16 protein-coding genes and 1 tRNA gene are annotated in these 17,548 nt (G+C 69.3%); 8 read left to right on the top strand and 9 right to left on the bottom strand.

The annotated features are described in order from the left end of the window. Positions 1–71: 71 nt before the first annotated feature. A complete protein-coding gene (locus C471_RS07010; protein WP_004047460.1) occupies positions 72–1,745 on the top strand; it encodes a type II/IV secretion system ATPase subunit in 1,674 nt (557 codons plus the stop codon). Positions 1,746–1,747: 2 nt separating this feature from the next. Then, positions 1,748–3,484 carry an archaellar assembly protein FlaJ gene (gene flaJ / locus C471_RS07015; protein ID WP_004047465.1) on the top strand — a complete coding sequence of 579 codons (1,737 nt, stop codon included), beginning with the start codon at positions 1,748–1,750 and terminating at the stop codon, positions 3,482–3,484. Here flaJ and C471_RS07020 read toward each other — a convergent pair. Next, the gene (locus C471_RS07020) at positions 3,481–4,446 is read right to left on the bottom strand and encodes an NAD-dependent epimerase/dehydratase family protein (RefSeq protein ID WP_004047468.1); all 966 of its coding nucleotides are present in this window, start codon (positions 4,444–4,446) and stop codon (positions 3,481–3,483) included. The two genes, flaJ and C471_RS07020, sit on opposite strands and share 4 nt — an antisense overlap. Positions 4,447–4,541: 95 nt before the next feature. Here C471_RS07020 and htpX point away from each other — a divergent pair, with 95 nt between their 5' ends. After that, entirely contained in the window at positions 4,542–5,414 is an 873-nt protein-coding gene (htpX, locus tag C471_RS07025) for a zinc metalloprotease HtpX (RefSeq protein ID WP_004047470.1), read from the top strand. 102 nt (positions 5,415–5,516) lie between these two features. Here the strand turns inward: htpX and C471_RS07030 are convergent, their stop codons facing one another. The 3 genes from C471_RS07030 to C471_RS07040 are packed head-to-tail and all read right to left on the bottom strand — an operon-like array spanning position 5,517 to position 8,476. Next, positions 5,517–5,903, bottom strand: coding sequence for a DUF7126 family protein (locus C471_RS07030; RefSeq protein WP_004047472.1), 387 nt, complete (start codon positions 5,901–5,903; stop codon positions 5,517–5,519). Then, positions 5,903–6,820: a glutamine-hydrolyzing GMP synthase gene (gene guaA / locus C471_RS07035; protein WP_004047474.1), complete on the bottom strand. Its 918-nt coding sequence runs from the start codon at positions 6,818–6,820 to the stop codon at positions 5,903–5,905. The genes C471_RS07030 and guaA overlap by 1 nt, the downstream gene beginning before the upstream one ends. Then, positions 6,821–8,476 carry a CTP synthase gene (locus tag C471_RS07040; RefSeq protein ID WP_004047476.1) on the bottom strand — a complete coding sequence of 552 codons (1,656 nt, stop codon included), beginning with the start codon at positions 8,474–8,476 and terminating at the stop codon, positions 6,821–6,823. It lies immediately after the preceding gene. 168 nt (positions 8,477–8,644) lie between these two features. Here C471_RS07040 and C471_RS07045 point away from each other — a divergent pair, with 168 nt between their 5' ends. Next, a complete protein-coding gene (locus tag C471_RS07045; protein ID WP_004047477.1) occupies positions 8,645–9,079 on the top strand; it encodes a hypothetical protein in 435 nt (144 codons plus the stop codon). A 588-nt stretch (positions 9,080–9,667) separates the two neighbouring features. On the opposite strand, the gene C471_RS07050 is transcribed toward C471_RS07045, so the two are convergent. Both C471_RS07050 and C471_RS07055 read right to left on the bottom strand, forming a co-directional pair. Next, positions 9,668–9,751, bottom strand: a tRNA-Leu gene (locus C471_RS07050). Between the two features lie 97 nt (positions 9,752–9,848). Next, positions 9,849–10,766: an EamA family transporter gene (locus C471_RS07055; RefSeq protein WP_004047480.1), complete on the bottom strand. Its 918-nt coding sequence runs from the start codon at positions 10,764–10,766 to the stop codon at positions 9,849–9,851. A 165-nt stretch (positions 10,767–10,931) separates the two neighbouring features. Here C471_RS07055 and C471_RS07060 point away from each other — a divergent pair, with 165 nt between their 5' ends. Together C471_RS07060 and C471_RS07065 are read left to right on the top strand one after the other, a co-directional pair. Then, on the top strand, positions 10,932–11,489 hold the full coding sequence (locus C471_RS07060) for a DUF309 domain-containing protein (protein WP_004047483.1): 558 nt from the start codon (positions 10,932–10,934) through the stop codon (positions 11,487–11,489). An 86-nt stretch (positions 11,490–11,575) separates the two neighbouring features. Beyond that, on the top strand, positions 11,576–12,379 hold the full coding sequence (locus C471_RS07065) for a succinylglutamate desuccinylase/aspartoacylase domain-containing protein (RefSeq protein ID WP_004047485.1): 804 nt from the start codon (positions 11,576–11,578) through the stop codon (positions 12,377–12,379). Between the two features lie 16 nt (positions 12,380–12,395). Here C471_RS07065 and C471_RS07070 read toward each other — a convergent pair whose 3' ends face one another. Then, positions 12,396–12,794 (bottom strand): cupin domain-containing protein, encoded by a 399-nt coding sequence (locus tag C471_RS07070; RefSeq protein ID WP_004047487.1) that lies wholly within the window; start codon positions 12,792–12,794, stop codon positions 12,396–12,398. A 115-nt stretch (positions 12,795–12,909) separates the two neighbouring features. Here C471_RS07070 and C471_RS07075 point away from each other — a divergent pair, with 115 nt between their 5' ends. Next, the gene (locus C471_RS07075; RefSeq protein ID WP_004047490.1) at positions 12,910–14,097 is read left to right on the top strand and encodes a CBS domain-containing protein; all 1,188 of its coding nucleotides are present in this window, start codon (positions 12,910–12,912) and stop codon (positions 14,095–14,097) included. Positions 14,098–14,136: 39 nt separating this feature from the next. Here C471_RS07075 and C471_RS07080 read toward each other — a convergent pair whose 3' ends face one another. Together C471_RS07080 and larE are read right to left on the bottom strand one after the other, a co-directional pair. Next, positions 14,137–14,340, bottom strand: a complete 204-nt coding sequence (locus C471_RS07080; protein WP_004047492.1) for a hypothetical protein — start codon at positions 14,338–14,340, stop codon at positions 14,137–14,139. A gap of 104 nt (positions 14,341–14,444) precedes the next feature. Then, on the bottom strand, positions 14,445–15,386 hold the full coding sequence (larE, locus tag C471_RS07085) for an ATP-dependent sacrificial sulfur transferase LarE (RefSeq protein WP_004047494.1): 942 nt from the start codon (positions 15,384–15,386) through the stop codon (positions 14,445–14,447). A 133-nt stretch (positions 15,387–15,519) separates the two neighbouring features. On the opposite strand from larE, the gene C471_RS07090 reads away from it, so the two are divergent. Further along, entirely contained in the window at positions 15,520–17,526 is a 2,007-nt protein-coding gene (locus tag C471_RS07090; RefSeq protein ID WP_004047496.1) for a MutS-related protein, read from the top strand. Positions 17,527–17,548 lie beyond the last annotated feature (22 nt).

Here is a 17,548-nt window from a genome sequence, read left to right on the forward strand (position 1 = left end):
TGGACGAGTCCACGCACAGCCGTCCCGGCGACCGGGACGCGACCGATTCGGCAGGAGACGCGGAGTAGACCATGACCGAACACGGCACAGCGAAACCGTCGGACGAGCTCCGGAAGGCGGCCATGCGGCGACCGCATCTCCGCGAGCACCTGCGGGAGTTCAAACAGATCACCGGGGAGTTCCCGCAGTTCATCGAGGAGCCGAAAGACGAGTACGAGTCGAACCGCCCCAACGTCATCTACCCCGTCGGGGGGCCGATCTACAGCCACATCTACGGCGACCTCGGGCAGGACACGAAGTACTACGCCATCGAGCCGGAGGTCTCCGGGCCGCAGGCGGAAGTCCTCAACGAGGTGAAAAACCGCCTCCTCACGGTGAGCGGTCAGCACAGCGCTCCCGACAGCGAGGCCGAGTACGACGACCTCATCGAGGAGCTGTTAGAGGAGGTCACCCACGTCGACGAGCAGAACCAGGGGTTCCGCGGCAGCCTCTCGAAGGTGCTCAACATGGGGAAGCTCTCGGTCACCGAAGAGACCTACGAGAACATCCGCTACCGGCTCAACCGCGACATCGTCGGACTCGGCCCGCTCGAACCGGTGATGCGCGACCCGGCCAACGAGGACATTCACGTCATCGGGCCGAAGGAGTGCCACGTCGATCACGGCACCTTCGGCATGCTGGAAACCACCGTCGACTTCGGCACGCCGCAGGAGTTCGACAACTGGCTGCGCAACATGGGCGAGCGGATCGGCGACCCGCTCTCCGACTCCGACCCCATCGTCGACTCCACGCTGCCGGACGGGTCGCGTATCAACATCATCTACTCCGACGACGTGTCGCTGAAGGGCTCCTCGCTCACGATCCGGCAGGGCGAGGAGGTGCCGCTGTCGATCAACCAGATCACCAACTGGGGGACGCTGTCGCCGGAGCTGGCGGCGTACCTCTGGCTCTGTCTGGAGAACGAGCAGACCGTCTTCGTCGTCGGGGAGACGGCGTCCGGGAAGACGACGACGCTGAACGCTATCCTCTCGTACATTCCGGACGACTCGAAGATCTACACCGCGGAGGACACCGCCGAGGTCATCCCGCCGCACAGCACCTGGCAGCAGCTGTTGACCCGGGAGGGCGGCGGCGAGGGCTCCTCGGACGTGGACATGTTCGACCTGGTCGCCGCCGCGCTGCGGTCGCGCCCCGACTACATCATCGTGGGCGAGGTGCGGGGCGCCGAGGGGCGCATGGCGTTCCAGGCGGCCCAGACGGGGCACCCGGTCATGCTGACGTTCCACGCGTCCGACATCGTCTCGATGATCCAGCGGTTCACCTCCGAGCCGATCAACGTCCCGGAGACGTTCATGGACAACGCCGACGTGGCGCTGTTCCAGAACCGGGTGAAACAGGGCGATAAGGTGTTGCGCCGGGTGACGAGCGTCCAGGAGATCGAGGGGTACTCCAAGGAGATGGAGGGGGTCGTCACCCGCGAGGTGTTCAGCTGGGACCCCGTCGAAGACGAGATCGTCTTCCAGGGGATGAACAACTCCTACGTGTTAGAAGAGCAGATCGCGACGCTGCTGGGGTACGCCGACACCCGCGATATCTACGACGACCTGGAGTTCCGCGCCGAGCTGATAAACCGGATGATCCAGGAGGGCATCTTGGGCTACCACGAGGTGAACGACGCGATCAACTCCTTCCAGCGCGACGGCGTCGAGGGGCTCCCCTTCGACATGCACCGGAACGTCAGATAGCCATGGCGGTGAAGGAGGTCGGCAACGGGCTCGCGACCGCGGCCGAGTTGACCTCGGCCGTGATGGAGTCGTACGACAAGCTCGACATCTCGAAGCGGAAGTACGTCGGGCTCGTGTTGCTGCCCGCGGTCGCCGTCTTCCTCGCGAGCGTCGTCGGCCTGTTCGTCCTCCCGCTTCCGTTCGCCGCGCGGGTTCCCGTCCCGATGTTCGGCGGGCTCGTGTTGGTGGCGGCGGTGATCTACCCGAAGATCTACCTCTCCAGTTTGGAGACGCAGATCGACAACCAGCTGCACCTCGTGATGACGCACATGACCGTGCTGTCGACGACGAACATCGACCGCATGGAGGTGTTCCGGACCTTGGCGAAGGAGGAGGAGTACGGCGTCGCAGCCGAGGAGATCGGCCGCGTCGTCCACCTCGTCGACACCTGGAACCAGAGCCTCGACGACGCGTGTCGCCGGCGGGCCGAGGAGGTCCCCTCCGACGCGATGGCTGACTTCTTCGACCGGCTCGGCTACACGATGGGAGCGGGCCAGTCGTTAGAGGAGTTCCTCGTCTCCGAGCAGGACGTCATGCTCGCCAAGTACGAGACGCTGTACGAGTCCTCGCTGTCGAACCTGGAAGTGATGAAAGACCTTTACATGTCGATGATCCTCTCGATGACGTTCGCCCTCGTCTTCGCGATCGTCCTCCCGATCCTCACCGGCAACAATCCGACCGCGACGGTGGCGGCGGTCATCGTCCTCTTCGTGTTCGTCCAGCTCGGCTTCTACGCGATGATCCGGGCGACCTCGCCGTACGACCCGATCTGGTTCCATCCCGACGAGCGCGCCCCCGGCGACCTGAAACTGTGGGCGTCGCTCGGGCTCGGCGGCGGGCTCTCCTTCCTCATCATCGGGATCACGGCCGCCGGGATGTTCGGGTACGGACCGGGGCTCCCCGGACTGCTCTTCTTCCTCGACGACGTGCGGCTCCCGCTGTACCTCGCGGTGCCGATCTCGCCGCTGTTTATCACCGGAGTCGTCCTCCGGCAGGAGGAACAGCAGATCACGGCCCGCGACGGCGAGTTCCCCTCCTTCGTCCGGGCGCTCGGCGCCACCGAGAGCGCCAAGCAGTCGACGACGACGGACGTGTTGACCACCCTGCGCGACAAGAACTTCGGCGACCTCTCGCCGGCGATCGAACGGCTCTACCGCCGACTCAACATGCGCATCAGCACCGAGGGGGCGTGGAAACAGTTCACCTTCGACACCCGGTCGTACCTCATCCAGAAGTTCTCGGAGATGTACCTCGTCGGTCGTCGGATGGGGGGCGATCCGAAACAGCTCGGCGAGCTGATCTCGAAGAACATGAACGCCGTCAACCAGCTCCGCGAACAGCGCCGGCAGGCGGCGATGACCTTCATCGGCCTGCTGTACGGGATCACCGCGGCGGCGACGTTCGCCTTCTTCATCGGACTTGAGATCGTCGCCATCCTCGCCGACCTGACCGCCGACTTCCAGCTCGACCAGATGGACATCGGCCAGATCGTCTACCCCGGCGCGTACGACATCCCGCTGATCGAGTACCTGCTGCTCACGGTGGTGCTGTTCAACGCCGCGCTCTCCTCCCAGATGATCCGCCGGATCGACGGCGGTAACCCCGCGAACGGGTACATCCACTTCGTGCTACTGACGTGGCTCGGCGCGGCGACGGCGATCGCGACCCGGACGCTGGTGAACGCCCTCCTGTCGATCTAACCGTCGAACAGCGTCGGATCGGGAGCGTCGTCGCCCGCGCCGTCCGCGGCCGCCTCGCGCCACGAGTGCGAGGGCGTCCACCCGAACAGCCGCTCCGCCTTGTCGATCGCGTACGCGCCCCGGTCGGCGACCTCCTCGACCGGGCTCTCAGCGAACGCACGCTCGTCGATCGCACAGTCGTCTGGGATCGCGCCGTACGACTCCCGCAACAGGTCGAGCAGGGGGCGACCGAGCGCGTTGTCGGCGGCGACGCAGTTGACGGCCTCGTGGGAGCCGGGCGCCACCGCCGGCTCCGCCCCCGCCGTGCCCGCGAGCGCGGCGGCGACGAGGTCGGCCACGTCGCGGGCGTCGACGTACGACCAGAAGTTGCCGGCGCCGGCGTCCAGATCGCCGACGTACCCGTCGCTCCGGCAGGCGTACTCGCCGGGGTACTGGATCCAGGAGGGCCGGATCGACACCGCGGGGACCTCCTCGCGGCGCGCGACCGCCCCCGCGGCCGCCTCCGCCGTCACCTTCGAGAGGCCGTAAGGGTCCTCCGGTCGGAGCGGGTGGTCCTCGGTGACCGGCAGTTCGTCCGGGAACGGCGTGGGCTCGGCGAAGAAGAAGCCGTAGGCGCCGTCGCTCGACGCCTGCACGATCCGGGCGTCGGCGCGTCCCGCGGCGTCGAGGACGTTCTTCGCGGCGTGAACGTTCGTCTCGAACACCCGCCCGTCGGGGTGGGTGCCGGCGACGGGGATCGCGGCCCAGTGCACGACCGCGTCGGGGTCGACGGCGTGGACGGTGTCGAGCGCCTCGCCGCGGTCGGCGAGGTCGGCCGCGCGGAACGAGACGTGCGGGGCCGGGTCGGCCTCCGAGCCGGGACGTTCGTAGTCGACGACGACGACCTCGTACTCGCCCGCGAGCCGGTCGACGACCCAGCGCCCGGAGGCGCCGCGGCCGCCGGTGACGAGAACCGTTTCCATGCGTGCGGGTGGCCGTGACCGGGGAAAAGCGCACCGTCGTCGGTCGATCCTCCGCTCCCGGCAGCCTTTAATCGCGCGAGCGGTAAAATGCGGGTATGGAATGGAAGACCGACTGGGGACTGCGTGGACGGATGGCGTTCACGATGTTCCTCCTCTTCGCCCTCTACGTCGTGTTCGTCGGGGCTCTCGTGGCGTTCCTCGACGTAGGTAACCTGACGATTCTGCTCATGCTCGGCGGGTTCTCGATCGCCCAGTACTTCTTCAGCGACAAGCTCGCGCTCCGGAGCATGGGCGCCCGCGAGGTGAGCGCCGAGGAGTACCCGGACCTCCACCGCCGGATCGAGCGGCTGAGCCAGCAGGCCGACCTCCCGAAGCCAACCGTCGCCGTCGCCGACACCCAGGTGCCGAACGCGTTCGCGACCGGCCGGAACAAGAAGAACGCGACCGTCGCCGTGACAACCGGCCTGCTCCGGGCGCTCGACGACGACGAGCTCGACGGCGTGCTCGCCCACGAGCTCGCGCACGTGAAGAACCGCGACGTGATGGTGATGACCATCGCCTCGTTCCTCTCGACGATCGCCTTCTTCATCGTGCGGTGGGGGTGGCTGTTCAGCGGTGACAACCGACAGGGCGCGCCCGTCATCGTCGCGATCCTCGTGTCGATCGTCGTCTGGATCGTCTCGTTCCTGCTCATCCGCGCGCTCTCGCGGTACCGCGAGTACTCCGCCGACCGCGGCGCGGCGCTCATCACGGGCAAGCCCGGCGCACTCGCGTCCGCGCTGATGACGATCGACGGGAGGATGGACAAGGTCCCCAAGGAGGACCTGCGCGAGGAGGCGGAGATGAACGCGTTCTTCATCATCCCGATCAAGTCGGGTATCGTCGGGAAGCTCGCCTCGACGCACCCCTCGACGGAGAACCGGATCGAGCGCCTCCGAGACCTGGAGCGCGAGATGGAGACGGCCTGAAAAACCGACCCGCGACGAGAATCCCCGCCGCGATCGCTTCGCTTACTCCGCTTACTTCGCTACTGCCCTCTTTATTCCGCTACTGCCCCTCCGCTTGCCTCGCTACGTCGCCCGGTCGGCGGCGCCGTCGACCAGCTCTTCTGCGACCAGTTCCGGGCTCATCAGGGCCGGATCGATCGCGAGGTCGGCGACGCCAGAGACGAACTCCGGCAGCGACTGTTCGGCGTACGTCACCGCGAGCACGTCCGGATGCAGCTCCTTCGCGATCGGGATCCCGGTGGCCTCCTCCACGTCGGTGAGGACGAAGTAGGCGGCCTCGGAGATACCGGCCTCGGAGAGCGTGTCGGCGGTGACGAGCCCGTCGATCCGGCGGATCTCGACGCCGAGCGCTTCGAGTTCTTCGCCGAGCCCGTGCTCGTCTGGGCCGGCGACGACGGCGATAGGCCCCTCGGCGCCACCGCCGTCGGGGCGGGCGGGTGTCCCCGCCATCACTCGTACTCGATCGTCGCGGGCGGCTTGTGGGTCACGTCGTAGACGACGCGCGCCACGTTCTCGTTCTCGCCGGTGATCCGGCTCTGAATCCGCTGGAGGGTGCTCCAGTCGAGCTCCTGAGCGCGCGCGGTCATCCCGTCGCGGCTCTCGACCGAGCGCACGGCGACGACCCAGCCGTGGACGCGGTTGTCGCCCTTGACGCCGGTGGCCTTCCCGAGCACGGCGGCGAACGCCTGCCACGGGTCGTACTCCTCCAGCTCCTCCTCGACGACGTGGGTGGCTTCGCGGGCGACCGCGGCCTTCTCCGGGGTCACCTCGCCGACGATCCGGACGGCGAGCCCGGGCCCGGGGAACGGCATGCGCTCGGAGATGATCTCTTCGAGGCCGAGCTCACGGGCGACTTCCCGCACCTCGTCTTTGTACAGGTCGCGCACCGGTTCGACGATCCCCTCGAAGTCGACGACCTCGGGGAGCCCGCCCACGTTGTGGTGCGACTTGATGTTCCCCTCGGACTCGATGCGGTCGGGATAGATCGTCCCCTGCACGAGGTAGTCGGCGTCGACGTCGCGCGCGACGGTCTCGAACTCGTCGATGAACCCCTCGCCGATGACGTGGCGCTTCTCCTCCGGGTCGGTGACGCCCGCCAGGCGGTCGAAGAACCGGTCCTGCGCCTCGATCACCCGCAGCGACTCCATGAAGGAGAAGGTGTCTCGGATCTCCTCGGTCTCCCCCTTCCGCATCAGCCCCGTGTCGACGTACACCGGGGTGAGCTGGTCGCCGACCGCCTCGTACGCGAGCGTCGCCGCGACCGAGGAGTCGACGCCGCCCGACAGGGCGATCACGGCGTTCGCGTCGCCGATCGCCTCCCGTATCTCCGCTTTCGCCTCCGCGATGAATTCCTCCGTCTCGACCATCTATAGCCTCACGTCCGCGTTCCGCTCGGTTGTGTCCGTCGATCCCAGCGCCGCCTCGACCAGCGCGACGAACGGCGGGCTCGCGCGGTCCGGGCGCGACCGGAACTCGGGGTGCGCCTGCGTGCCGAAGAAGAACGGGTGATCGGCGCGTTCGAGGATCTCCATCCGGTTGTCGGCCCGGCCGGAGAAGTCCAGCCCGTCCGACTCCAGTTCGTCGATGTACTCGGGATTCACCTCGTAGCGGTGGCGGTGGCGCTCGGTACAGGAGTCGGCGTCGTACACCCGCGCCGCGAGCGTCCCCGGCTCGATGTCGGTCTCGTGGGCGCCGAGCCGCATCGTCCCGCCCATGTCCTCCGTCTCGTACTGCTCGGGGAGGAGATCGATGACGGGGTGGGGCGTGTCGGGGTCGATCTCGGCGGAGTGGGCGTCCTCTAAGCCGAGCACGTTGCGCGCGTGCTCGACGACCGCCATCTGGAAGCCCAAGCAGAGCCCGAGGAAGGGCACGTCGTTCTCGCGGGCGTACCGGACCGCCTCGATCTTCCCGTCCGTCCCGCGAGAGCCGAAGCCGCCGGGGACGACGACCGCGTCGGCCTCGGCGAGTCGTTCCTCGTGTTCCGCGCGGGTCTCGTCGGCGTCGACCCACAGCACGTTCACCTCGGTCTCGGTCTGGATCCCGGCGTGTTTCAGCGCCTCGTGGATCGACATGTACGCGTCTTCGAGGGCGTACTTGCCGACGAGCGCCACGTCGATCTCCTCCTCGCGGTCGCGGGTGACTAACTCGCGCCACTCCGTCGACCGCTCCGCCTTCGGGAGCGCCTCGTCAGCGAGCCCGAGCCGCTCCATCACGTGCTCGTCTAACCCCTCGTCTTCGACCATCAGGGGGACGTGGTAGATGTCCTCGACGTCCGGGTTCGAGAAGACGGCGTCCGTGGGAACGTCGCAGAACAGGGCGATCTTCTCTTTCGTCTCCGGGTCCAGCCGGTCCTCGGAGCGCCCGACGAGGATGTCGGGCTGGAGCCCGATCGACCGCAGCTCCTTCACCGAGTGCTGGGTCGGCTTCGTCTTCTGCTCGCCGTTCTTCGAGTAGGGGACCAGGGTGACGTGGGTGAAGAGGATGTCCTCGTCGTCCTCCTCGTGGGCGAACTGCCGGAGCGCTTCGAGGAAGGGCATCGACTCGATGTCGCCGACCGTCCCGCCGATCTCGATCAGGCAGACGTCGCTCCCCTCGGCGGCCTCCCGGATGCGCCGCTTGATGTCGTCGGTGACATGCGGGATGATCTGGACGGTCTTGCCCAGGTAGTCGCCGGCGCGCTCGCGCTCGATGACGTGCTGGTACGTCTTCCCCGTGGTGACGTTGTGATCGAACGTCATGTCGGTTCCGAGGAAGCGCTCGTAGTTGCCCAGGTCGAGGTCGACCTCGCCGCCGTCTTTGAGGACGTACACCTCGCCGTGCTCGTACGGGTTCATCGTCCCGGCATCGACGTTGAGATAAGGGTCCACCTTCACGGCGGTGACGTCGAAGCCAGCGTTGGCGAGGAGACGCCCGGTGCTGGCGGCGGTGATGCCCTTACCCAGTCCGGACATCACCCCGCCCGTGACGAACACGAACTTCCGACCCAGCGAGGGGTCGTACCCGGTGTCGGGATCCGTTGGCATATCGACCGTCCGTCAGGGGCCGGCAAAACCGTTTCGGACCCTTCGTTTCGGGTGGACGTTCGTGACTTTTGGCGACGAGGGACAGAGCGGCGGCGGGCGCGGGCCGCGGTACCCCGACGCCGGAGCGAAAGGTACTCACGGGACGCGGACGCACTCACCGCCCGTCCCATGAACTGGTCCCCGATCCCTCCCGCGGTCGCGGCCGCCGTCGCGGTCGCGGTCAGCGTCACGCGTCGCGTCCCGGCGGTCGTCATGGAGTCGCCAATCGGTATCCCCGAACCGCGCGCGCTCACTCTGTACATCCTCGGCGGACGCTTCGCGACGTTCGCCCTCGTGTACGGGCTGCTCCTCGGCGCCGCGTATTGGGTCGGTCGCGGCGGCGGCGACGCCCTCGACCTCGGCGCGACGACGCTGGCCGCCGGCGCCGTCGGCGGACTCGCGTACCTCGTCGGGTCCGGTGCCGTGCTGCTGTGGACCGGTCCCGATCAGGTCGTTATCGTCGCCCTCGGCACGGTCGGCTCTGCGGTCGCCGTCGGCGTCGAACTGGCGGTCGTCGCGTTCGCCGGCCTCGCGCTCGGGCGATCGCGGATAAGCGGTTACTGATGGAGGAGTGAAAAACGGCTTCAGTAGCCTCGTTAGTCGTTTATAAGTAGTTATCCGTGATCGGTGGTGAACACCTCCAAAGCCCCAGCCGCTCGGCTATACGTGGTTGATCCCGGATCGTCGGTGAACACTCACAAAGCCCCAGCCGTGAGGACGACGCACGCTCGCTGTGCTCCTCGTCACTCGCTTCGCTCGTTCCTGTGGTGCTTGCGTCGCCTGCGTCGTCCTCACGGCTGCCCCTTTGAATCCTACCCCGCACAGCACCGCAACCGCACCTCACGCCTCCCCAACCTCGTCGGTCGCCCTCGCTTCGCTCCGGGCGACCGACTCCCTCGCGCGGCGCTCCTTCGCGGCCGCCGGTGGCGGCCGCTCGGAGGCGCGCGCCACCGCGATCCGGGTTATAAATAGCCGACGCTCGCCGAGTTTGAGTGAAGTTTTGCGAGGGAAGAGCGCTCCGAGAGCGTCTTCCGCATCACGGGGGTGGACCCCGGCGATGCGAGGGGAGAGATTTGAACCACGGTCGCGCCAGAGGCGCTCCCTGATTCAAATCCTCCCCCCTGATGCATTCGCGCGTTGTGGACGCGCTCATGCGAGGGGAGGGATTTGAACCCACGGACCTCTACAGGAGCGGAGCTTGAATCCGCCGCCGTTTCCGGGCTTGGCTACCCTCGCACGCGACCGAGGGTTCGGCGTCGCCCCCCTTTATTTCGTCGGTTGGTCGCGCTCGGTCCGGGCATTGGGTTCGAGTCGAAGTCCCACGGTGGGTGAGCTACAGCGCGATCATCCCGACGCCGACGACCGCGAGGAGGGCCGCGACGAGCCGGATCCGGAAGTAGCGCTCGCCGAGGATCACCCCGCCGAGCACGACGGCGACGATGGCCTGCGTGTTGATCACCGGCGAGGCGACGCTCGCGGGCAGCGCCGCGAACGCGACGGTGGTCAGGTGCTCGCCGAGCGCGATCAGGGCACCGGTCGCGAGGAACTTCGGCGCGTCGCCGCGCGTCACGCTCGGCGGATTCCGGACCGCACTCGGGAGCAACACGAGCGCGACGCCCGCGAGCAACAGCGGTACCCACAGCGTCCCGGGGATCGCGAGCTCCTGGAGCCCCACCCGCTTCCCGAGGTCGGAAAGGGCGTAACACGCCGCGCTCACCAAGGCGAACCGCGCCGGCCGCGAGTGAACCGCACTCGCGAGCGGGGCGAGCAGACTCCCGGGCTCGTAGTTGGCGACGTACACCGCGGCGGTAGCGACGACGACCCCGGCGACCTGTATCGGTGTGAGCACCTCGCCGAGCAGGAGCACCTCCAGCGGGAGCACGAACATCGGGACGACCTTGTTGATCGGGGTCACGTACGACACGTCGCCCTCGTCGATCGCCCGGAGGAAGAGCACGAACGCGGCCGCGGTCGCCAGTGCGGTCCCGGCGACGACGGCGACGGCGGCGGGATCCACGCCGGCTGCCGCCCGGACGATCCCCCCGGACCCGCCGGTGGACTCGGGCGCGGACCCGACCGCGGAGAGATCGGTCGTCGCGAGGGTAACCGGGAGGAACCACGCGATCGCCGAGGCGTTGAGGAGCACCGTGAGCCCGGCGGGCGGGTATCCCGAGAAGAGCCGCTTGAGCACGAGAACGTACGTCCCCCAGACGACCGCGGCGCCGATCGCGGAGAGGAGACCGGCGTCCATTGACCGACCCGACGCCCGGCGCGGGAAAGAACCGTTCGATCCGGCGGAGCAGGCCGGTCGACGCGAGGGGGGCGGCCGGGTCCGCGGGGCGCCTCCCCGCACGTCTCCCGGGAAACGGCCGTCTCCCGCGAAACGGTTAGGTCGCTGCGGGCGCGACGCGTGTCCATGGACGAGCACACCCGCGATCCCGGCGTTGCCCCGCCGCTGGGAAACCCGACCGGGTGGCACGCGGCCGGCGAGGGCGACGGGGGCGAGGGCGCCGCCGCGGACGGTGACCCCGCCCCCGACACGCGGATCGCCGGGGGGCACTGGGAGCACGCCACCCTCCGGCGGGCGACCGAGCACGGCGTCCGGCTGTTCAACGCCGGCGCGTACCACGAGTCGCACGATTGCTTCGAAGACGAGTGGTACAACTACGGCAGCGGCACCGCCGAGAGCGCCTTCCTCCACGGGATGGTGCAGGTCGCCGCGGGCGCGTACAAGCGGGTCGACTTCGAGAGCGACGACGGGATGCGCTCGCTGTTCGAGACCGCGCTGGAGTACCTCCGCGGGCTCCCGGGCGACTTCTACGGGGTCGACCTCGACGAGGTCCGGGCGACCCTCCGGGCCGCGCTCGACGACCCGACCGCGATCGACGAGTGGGCGATCCCCATCGACGGCGCCCGCCCGGAGGCGTACCCCGCCGACTACGAGTACGCGGAGCGGCTCGACGACGGGCACTGAGCCGACGAAGGGGGGTGAACCGACGACGGGCCTGAGCCGCGTCCCCGATCCGAACGCCACTTATCGGCGGGTCCCCTTTCGGTCGTATGGACGTTCACGACCTGGGCGAGGGGGAGCCGGAGGTCGCGGTCGTCGGCGCGATCCACGGCGACGAGCCCTGCGGCGCCCGCGCGGTCCGACGCCTCCTCGACGCCGACCTCGACCTCGAGCGCCCGGTGCGGCTGATCGTCGCCAACGAGGCGGCGCTCGACGCCGGGGTCCGGTACCTCGACGCCGACCTCAACCGGGCGTTCCCCGGCGATCCGGACGCGGAAGCGCACGAGGAGCGCCTCGCAGCCGAACTGCTCGACGCGCTCGACGGCTGCTCCACGCTCGCGATCCACTCGACGCAGTCGTACGCCGAGCCGTTCGCCGTCGTCGACTCGATGGACGAGGTCGCCCGCGCGGTCGCCCCGCACCTCCCGGTCGACGCCGTGATCCAGACCGACGCGTTCACCGAGGGACGCCTCATCGAACACCCGCACACCCTCGAAGTGGAGGCCGGTCTGCAGGGCTCCGACGCGGCCGCCGACAACGCCTACTGGCTCGCGCGGGCCTTCCTGGCGGCCACCGGCGTCATTACCGCGCCCGGCGCGGAGAGCGTGGTCGACGCCGGGGGTCGCGAGGACGTGGAGGTGTTCCGGCTCCGCGACCGCATCCCCAAGCCGGACGCCGACGTGTACGAGGTGTTCGCGCGGAACTTCGAACGCGTCGAGGCGGGCGAGGCCTTCGCGGCCGCCGACGACGAGCAGCTCCGCGCCGACGACCCCTTCTACCCCGTGTTGCTGTCGCCGTACGGTTATCGCGACCAGTTCGGCTACGTCGCGGACCGGGTCGGCACGATCGAGTGAGCGCGGGCCGCACGAGCTACTCGACCAGTTCGATCTCGTCGTCCCCGTTCGGCACCGCGCAGATGAACGCCCCCGGCTCCTCGCTCTCGTTCCGGTACCAGTGCTCGACGCCGGCCGGAATGAAGAGCGCGTCTCCGGGGGCGACGACGTGCTCCTCGTCGCCGATCCCCACCACGTACTCGCCGGCGAGCACGTACTGCTCGTGTTCGACCGCGTTCGTGTGGCGCGGGACCGCGGCGCCGGGGGCGAGCTCGAACCGCCGCATCGCGAAGTTGGGGGCGCCGTCGGACTCGTCGAGGAGGACGCCCTTCCGGAGCCCCTCGGCGGCGTCGACCGCCTCGTAGCCGATCTCGGCGCCGCGCTTCACGACGGGATCCGGTCCAGCCGTCGCCGCGTCGTCGGTGATGTCGCTCATACCGACCGATCGCCCGCCGCCGGCTTATAAACGGCGGCGGGCCGAGACCGCGCTCCGCCGGCGCCGCTCCGCCGGCGCCCCGACGTTTAACCGCCCACCCGTCTAACTCGCGAGTATGCGTGGAATCAAGATCGGGACGGTGTTGGGGATCCCGGTCAGACTCAACTGGACGTTTCTGATCGTACTGCCGCTCTTCGCGTATCTCATCGGCTCACAGGTCGGGGTGATCGCCGGGGTGATGAACGACGCGTTCGGCGCCGGCATCGACCCCGCCGCGGTCGGCGCGGGAGTCACGCCGTGGGCGCTCGGGCTGGCGGCCGCGCTGGGGCTGTTCGGCGGCGTTCTCCTCCACGAGTTCGGGCACTCGATCGTCGCCATGCGCTACGGCTACGAGATCGAATCGATCACACTCTGGCTGCTCGGCGGACTCGCCAACTTCGCGGAGTTCCCGGAAGACTGGAAACACGAGTTCTGGATCGCGATCGCGGGGCCGGTCGTCAGCGTCGCGGTCGGGGTGGCCTGTTACGGCGTGTTCGCGCTCGCGCCGGTCGGTTCGAACGCCGTGTTGTTCGTCTTCGGCTACCTCGCGCTGTTGAACGTCGTGCTCGCGGTGTTCAACATGCTGCCCGCCTTCCCGATGGACGGGGGGCGCGTCCTCCGGGCGATCCTCGCGCGGAACCAGCCGCACGCCCAAGCGACCCAGCGCGCCGCCGCGATCGGGAAGGTGTTCGCCTTCCTCATGGGGCTGATCGGGGTACTCAACTTCCAGCTACTGCTGATCGTGTTGGCCTTCTTCATCTACATCGCCGCCTCCGGCGAGGCCCAGCAGACGACGCTGAAGGCCGCGTTCGAGGACGTGACCGTCGACGACGTGATGACCCGCCGCGAGGACCTCCACACCGTCACCGAGGACACCTCGGTCGCGGACCTGATGAGCCGGATGTTCGAGGAGCGCCACACCGGCTACCCCGTGCTTCACGGCGGCGATCTCGTCGGGATGGTGACCTTGGAGGACGCGCGGTCGGTCAAGGAGGTCGAGCGGGACGCCTACCGGGTCGCGGACGTGATGGAGACCGACCTGGTCGGCGTCGGGCCCGAGGCCGACGCGATGACCGCGCTCCAGACGATGCAGGAGAACGGCGTCGGCCGGCTCCCCGTCGTCGACCGGAACGAAGAACTGGTCGGGATCATCTCCCGCACGGACTTGATGACCGCGTTCAACATCATCCAGACGGGCGGAACCCCGAGCGCCATCACCGGACGCCGACAGCAGCAGGCCGGGGGCGGTCCCGGCGTGTTCTGAAGTGGCCGCCGCCGTTTGGCAACGCCCGCAGGGGACCGACTACTCCCCGTCGGCGCTCGCGAAGAACTCCACGTCGCCGGCGATGACGGCGCTCGCGATCACCGCCGCGCCGACGAGTACCGCGACGACGAGCGTCGTCAGGGTCACGCCGAGCGTGTCTCCGCCGACGGCGACGCCGACGAACGCGCCGACGGACCCGCCCACGCCGCCCGCGATGATCGCGAGCGTCTTCGCTTCGCTCATAGGTGTCGGTTCACCAACACGGGAGATAAACGTTCGCGTCGGGTTCTCTCGGGTGATAACGGCTCGCTCGCGGTTGGCCGTGTCCAGTCTGACCCGCGACCGTCTCAGCGGGGGTACTGCCGACCGAGGTCGATGTCCGCTCCGCCGCGGTCGGCGTCGTCGCTCTGCTCCGTCTCCTCCTCTTCCCCTTCGCCCGCGTCGCCGCCCGGGCTCACGCTCCCGGTTCGATAGCCGGCCATATCGAGGGTGACGTACTCGAACCCCACGTCGGTGAGGTGTTCGTGGACCGCGTCGGCGAAGGCCGGGTCGAGCGCGCGCTCCAGTTCGTCGGGGGCGATCTCGACGCGCGCGAGCCCGTCGTGGTCGCGGACGCGGAACCCCTCGAACCCCCACTCGCGGAGCACCCGCTCGGCCTTCTCGACGCGGGTCAGTCGCTCTTCCGTCACCTCCAATCCGGTCGGGATCCGCGAGGATAGACACGCCATCGACGGCTTGTCGGCGACTGAGAGGCCGTACGCGTCGGCGATCTCGCGGACCTCGTCTTTCGTGATCTCCGCGTCGAGAAGCGGCGAGAACACGTCCAGCTCCTCGACCGCGCGCAGTCCGGGGCGGTGACCCTCGCCGGGGTCGTCGGCGTTCGTCCCGTCGCAGACGGTGCCGATATCGAGCTCTTGTGCCGTCTCGTACATCCGGCCGAGCCGCATCGTCCGACAGTGGTAACAGCGGTCGCCGTCGTTGGCGACGAAGTTCGGGTCGTCAAGTTCGGAGAAGGTGACCGTCTCGTGGGAGATTCCGATCTCGTCGGCGACGCGCCTCGCGTCGTCGAGCTCCGCGGCCGGCAGCGTCTCGCTCCGCGCCGTACACGCGACCGCGTCGTCGCCAAGCGCGTCGCGCGCGAGCGCCGCGACGACCGAGGAGTCGACCCCGCCGGAGAAGGCGACGAGCACCGCGTCGCGCTCGGCGAGCGCGTCGCGGGCGGCCGCCGCTTTCGCCGCCGTCTCCGGGGCGAGATCGCTCCCGTCGGCGGCGAGGGTGTGCTGGCTCATAGACCGGGATTCGCGGTCGGCGGGAAAAAGCGCGTCGGCCGCGGACGATCGGGGAGAGTAGCGGGTCGAGGGGTCGCGCTCGCGAATCGGGACCCCCTATCCTTTTGCGCGTTGCCGCGATATCGGCGGACAGATGGAGCTGGAGGCGATCCCCGGCGTCGGCGCGAAGACGGCCGCAGCGCTGCGCGAGCTCGACGACCCGGTCGCGACCGTCGAGTCCGGTGACGTGGCCGCGATCGCCCGCGCCCCCGGCGTCAACGAGGCCCGCGCGGCCCGCATCGCCCGCGGGGCGATCCGGCGGCGACACGGCGACGACGGGCGCGTGCTGGCGACCGACCGCGCCCGCGAGGTGTACCGGGAGGCGATCGACCTGCTGCGCGAGCGCACCGTCACCGACTACGCCGCCAAGCGGCTGGAGACGTTCTACCCCAGCGCCTCGGCCTCTCGGATCGAGGAGGCGCAGTCGTTCGTCGCGAGCGCGATCGAACGCGAGCCCGACCCCGCCGTCCGCGAGGCGCTCTCCGGGGTCGAACCCCTCACCGACCCGCCGACGGTTCGGGTGCGCGACCGGTGTCTCGCGACGGCCGACGCCGAGACGCTCGCTCGCGCCGAGTCGGCGGTCCCGGAGCTGTCGGTCGAGACCGTCGAGGAGGCCCGCGACGTCTCCGAGCTCGCGCGGTCGTACGCCACCGTGATCGTCTTGGACGAGGAGTTCGCCGGGCTCGACGTCGAGGGCGACGTGCACGTCCGGCCGAACGCGCTCGACGAGCCCGCCGAGACCGTCCCCGAGCGCCTGCTCGCCTTCTTCGCCGCGAACCGCGAGCGGCTGGAAGCGGCCGCGACGATCCACGAGGCGGCGAACCTCTCCCCCGCGGCGGACCTCGATCGGCTCCGCGACGCGCTCGCGCGGCTCGACGACGACGGGACGGTCGTCGGCGACGCGGAACTGGACCGGCTGACGGCCGCCGTCGACGACTTAGACGCCGCGGTGTCGACCGCGGAGTCGGTCGCCGACGACCGGCTCCGAGAGGCGATCCGCGAGCGCGACGTGACCATCGAGGGGACGGACTTCCTCTCGCTCGTCGAGCAGGGCGCCCGCGTCGACTCCCTGTTAGACCGCGAGCTCGCCGACGAGTACGACGAGGCGATCGAGCGCGCCCGCGAACACCTCGCGGACGCGCTCCGCTTGGAGCCCGAGGAGGCGGAGCTCGCCGATCGGGTGTTCGGCGGCGACCCCTCCTTCCCGGTCGAGCGCGACGAGAGCGCGGTCTCGCGGCTTCGGACCGAGCTCTCGGCGGCGCGCGACCGCCGAGCCGCTCGCCTGAAGGCGGAGCTGGCGAGCGACCTCGGCGACCTCCGCGAGCCGGTCGAGGAACTCGTCCGGGACGCGCTCGAACTCGACGTGGAGCTGGCGATCGCGCGGTTCGAACGCGACTTCGACTGCGCGATGCCGGAAGTGGTCGGGCCGGACGGGGGCGACGAGGCCGGAACCGCCGAAGCGGCGGGCTTCCGTATCGAGGGGGGGCGCTCGCCGCTCCTCGACGTCGACTTCGGGGACGCCGAGCCGATCGACTACGCGGTGTCGGGCGCAACGCTCCTCTCGGGCGTCAACTCCGGCGGGAAGACCTCCACGCTCGACCTCGTGGCGCTCGTCGTCGTCCTGGCGCAGATGGGGATGCCCGTCCCCGCCGAGTCGGCGACCGTCGAGCGCTTCGAGGAGGTCCACTACTACGCCAAGTCGCAGGGGACCCTCGACGCCGGCGCGTTCGAGGCGACGCTCCGGGACTTCGGCGACCTCGTCGAGGGCGCGGACGGTCGGCTCGTCCTCGTCGACGAGCTGGAGTCGATCACGGAGCCGGGCGCCTCCGCGAAGATCATCGCGGGCATCCTGGAGGCGCTCGACGAGCAGGACGCCACCGCCGTCTTCGTCTCTCACCTGGCTCGCGAGATCAGAGACGCCGCCGACTTCGAAGTCGCCGTCGACGGGATCGAGGCCGCCGGCCTCGTCGACGGCGAGCTCCGTGTGAACCGCTCGCCGCGCAAGGGCCACCTCGCGCGGTCGACGCCGGAGCTCATCGTCGAGAAGCTCGCCGGCGACCGCGACACCGACTTCTACGGGGACTTACTGGAGAAGTTCTGAGTCCGGCGGAGCAGTCGGAACG

Origin of the sequence: Halorubrum saccharovorum DSM 1137 (genome assembly GCF_000337915.1) — an archaeon.
GTDB lineage: Archaea > Halobacteriota > Halobacteria > Halobacteriales > Haloferacaceae > Halorubrum > Halorubrum saccharovorum.

Excerpts from the sequence above, each read along its gene's own strand:
- guaA (WP_004047474.1), bottom strand. The coding sequence starts at position 6,820 with ATGGTCGAGACGGAGGAATTCATCGCGGAGGCGAAAGCGGAGATACGG.
- larE (WP_004047494.1), bottom strand. The coding sequence starts at position 15,386 with ATGAGCCAGCACACCCTCGCCGCCGACGGGAGCGATCTCGCCCCGGAG.
- C471_RS07055 (WP_004047480.1), bottom strand. The coding sequence starts at position 10,766 with ATGGACGCCGGTCTCCTCTCCGCGATCGGCGCCGCGGTCGTCTGGGGG.
- C471_RS07040 (WP_004047476.1), bottom strand. The coding sequence starts at position 8,476 with ATGCCAACGGATCCCGACACCGGGTACGACCCCTCGCTGGGTCGGAAG.
- C471_RS07080 (WP_004047492.1), bottom strand. The coding sequence starts at position 14,340 with ATGAGCGAAGCGAAGACGCTCGCGATCATCGCGGGCGGCGTGGGCGGG.
- C471_RS07065 (WP_004047485.1), top strand. The coding sequence starts at position 11,576 with ATGGACGTTCACGACCTGGGCGAGGGGGAGCCGGAGGTCGCGGTCGTC.
- C471_RS07060 (WP_004047483.1), top strand. The coding sequence starts at position 10,932 with ATGGACGAGCACACCCGCGATCCCGGCGTTGCCCCGCCGCTGGGAAAC.
- C471_RS07075 (WP_004047490.1), top strand. The coding sequence starts at position 12,910 with ATGCGTGGAATCAAGATCGGGACGGTGTTGGGGATCCCGGTCAGACTC.
- C471_RS07010 (WP_004047460.1), top strand. The coding sequence starts at position 72 with ATGACCGAACACGGCACAGCGAAACCGTCGGACGAGCTCCGGAAGGCG.
- C471_RS07020 (WP_004047468.1), bottom strand. The coding sequence starts at position 4,446 with ATGGAAACGGTTCTCGTCACCGGCGGCCGCGGCGCCTCCGGGCGCTGG.
- flaJ (WP_004047465.1), top strand. The coding sequence starts at position 1,748 with ATGGCGGTGAAGGAGGTCGGCAACGGGCTCGCGACCGCGGCCGAGTTG.
- C471_RS07070 (WP_004047487.1), bottom strand. The coding sequence starts at position 12,794 with ATGAGCGACATCACCGACGACGCGGCGACGGCTGGACCGGATCCCGTC.
- C471_RS07045 (WP_004047477.1), top strand. The coding sequence starts at position 8,645 with ATGAACTGGTCCCCGATCCCTCCCGCGGTCGCGGCCGCCGTCGCGGTC.
- htpX (WP_004047470.1), top strand. The coding sequence starts at position 4,542 with ATGGAATGGAAGACCGACTGGGGACTGCGTGGACGGATGGCGTTCACG.
- C471_RS07090 (WP_004047496.1), top strand. The coding sequence starts at position 15,520 with ATGGAGCTGGAGGCGATCCCCGGCGTCGGCGCGAAGACGGCCGCAGCG.
- C471_RS07030 (WP_004047472.1), bottom strand. The coding sequence starts at position 5,903 with ATGGCGGGGACACCCGCCCGCCCCGACGGCGGTGGCGCCGAGGGGCCT.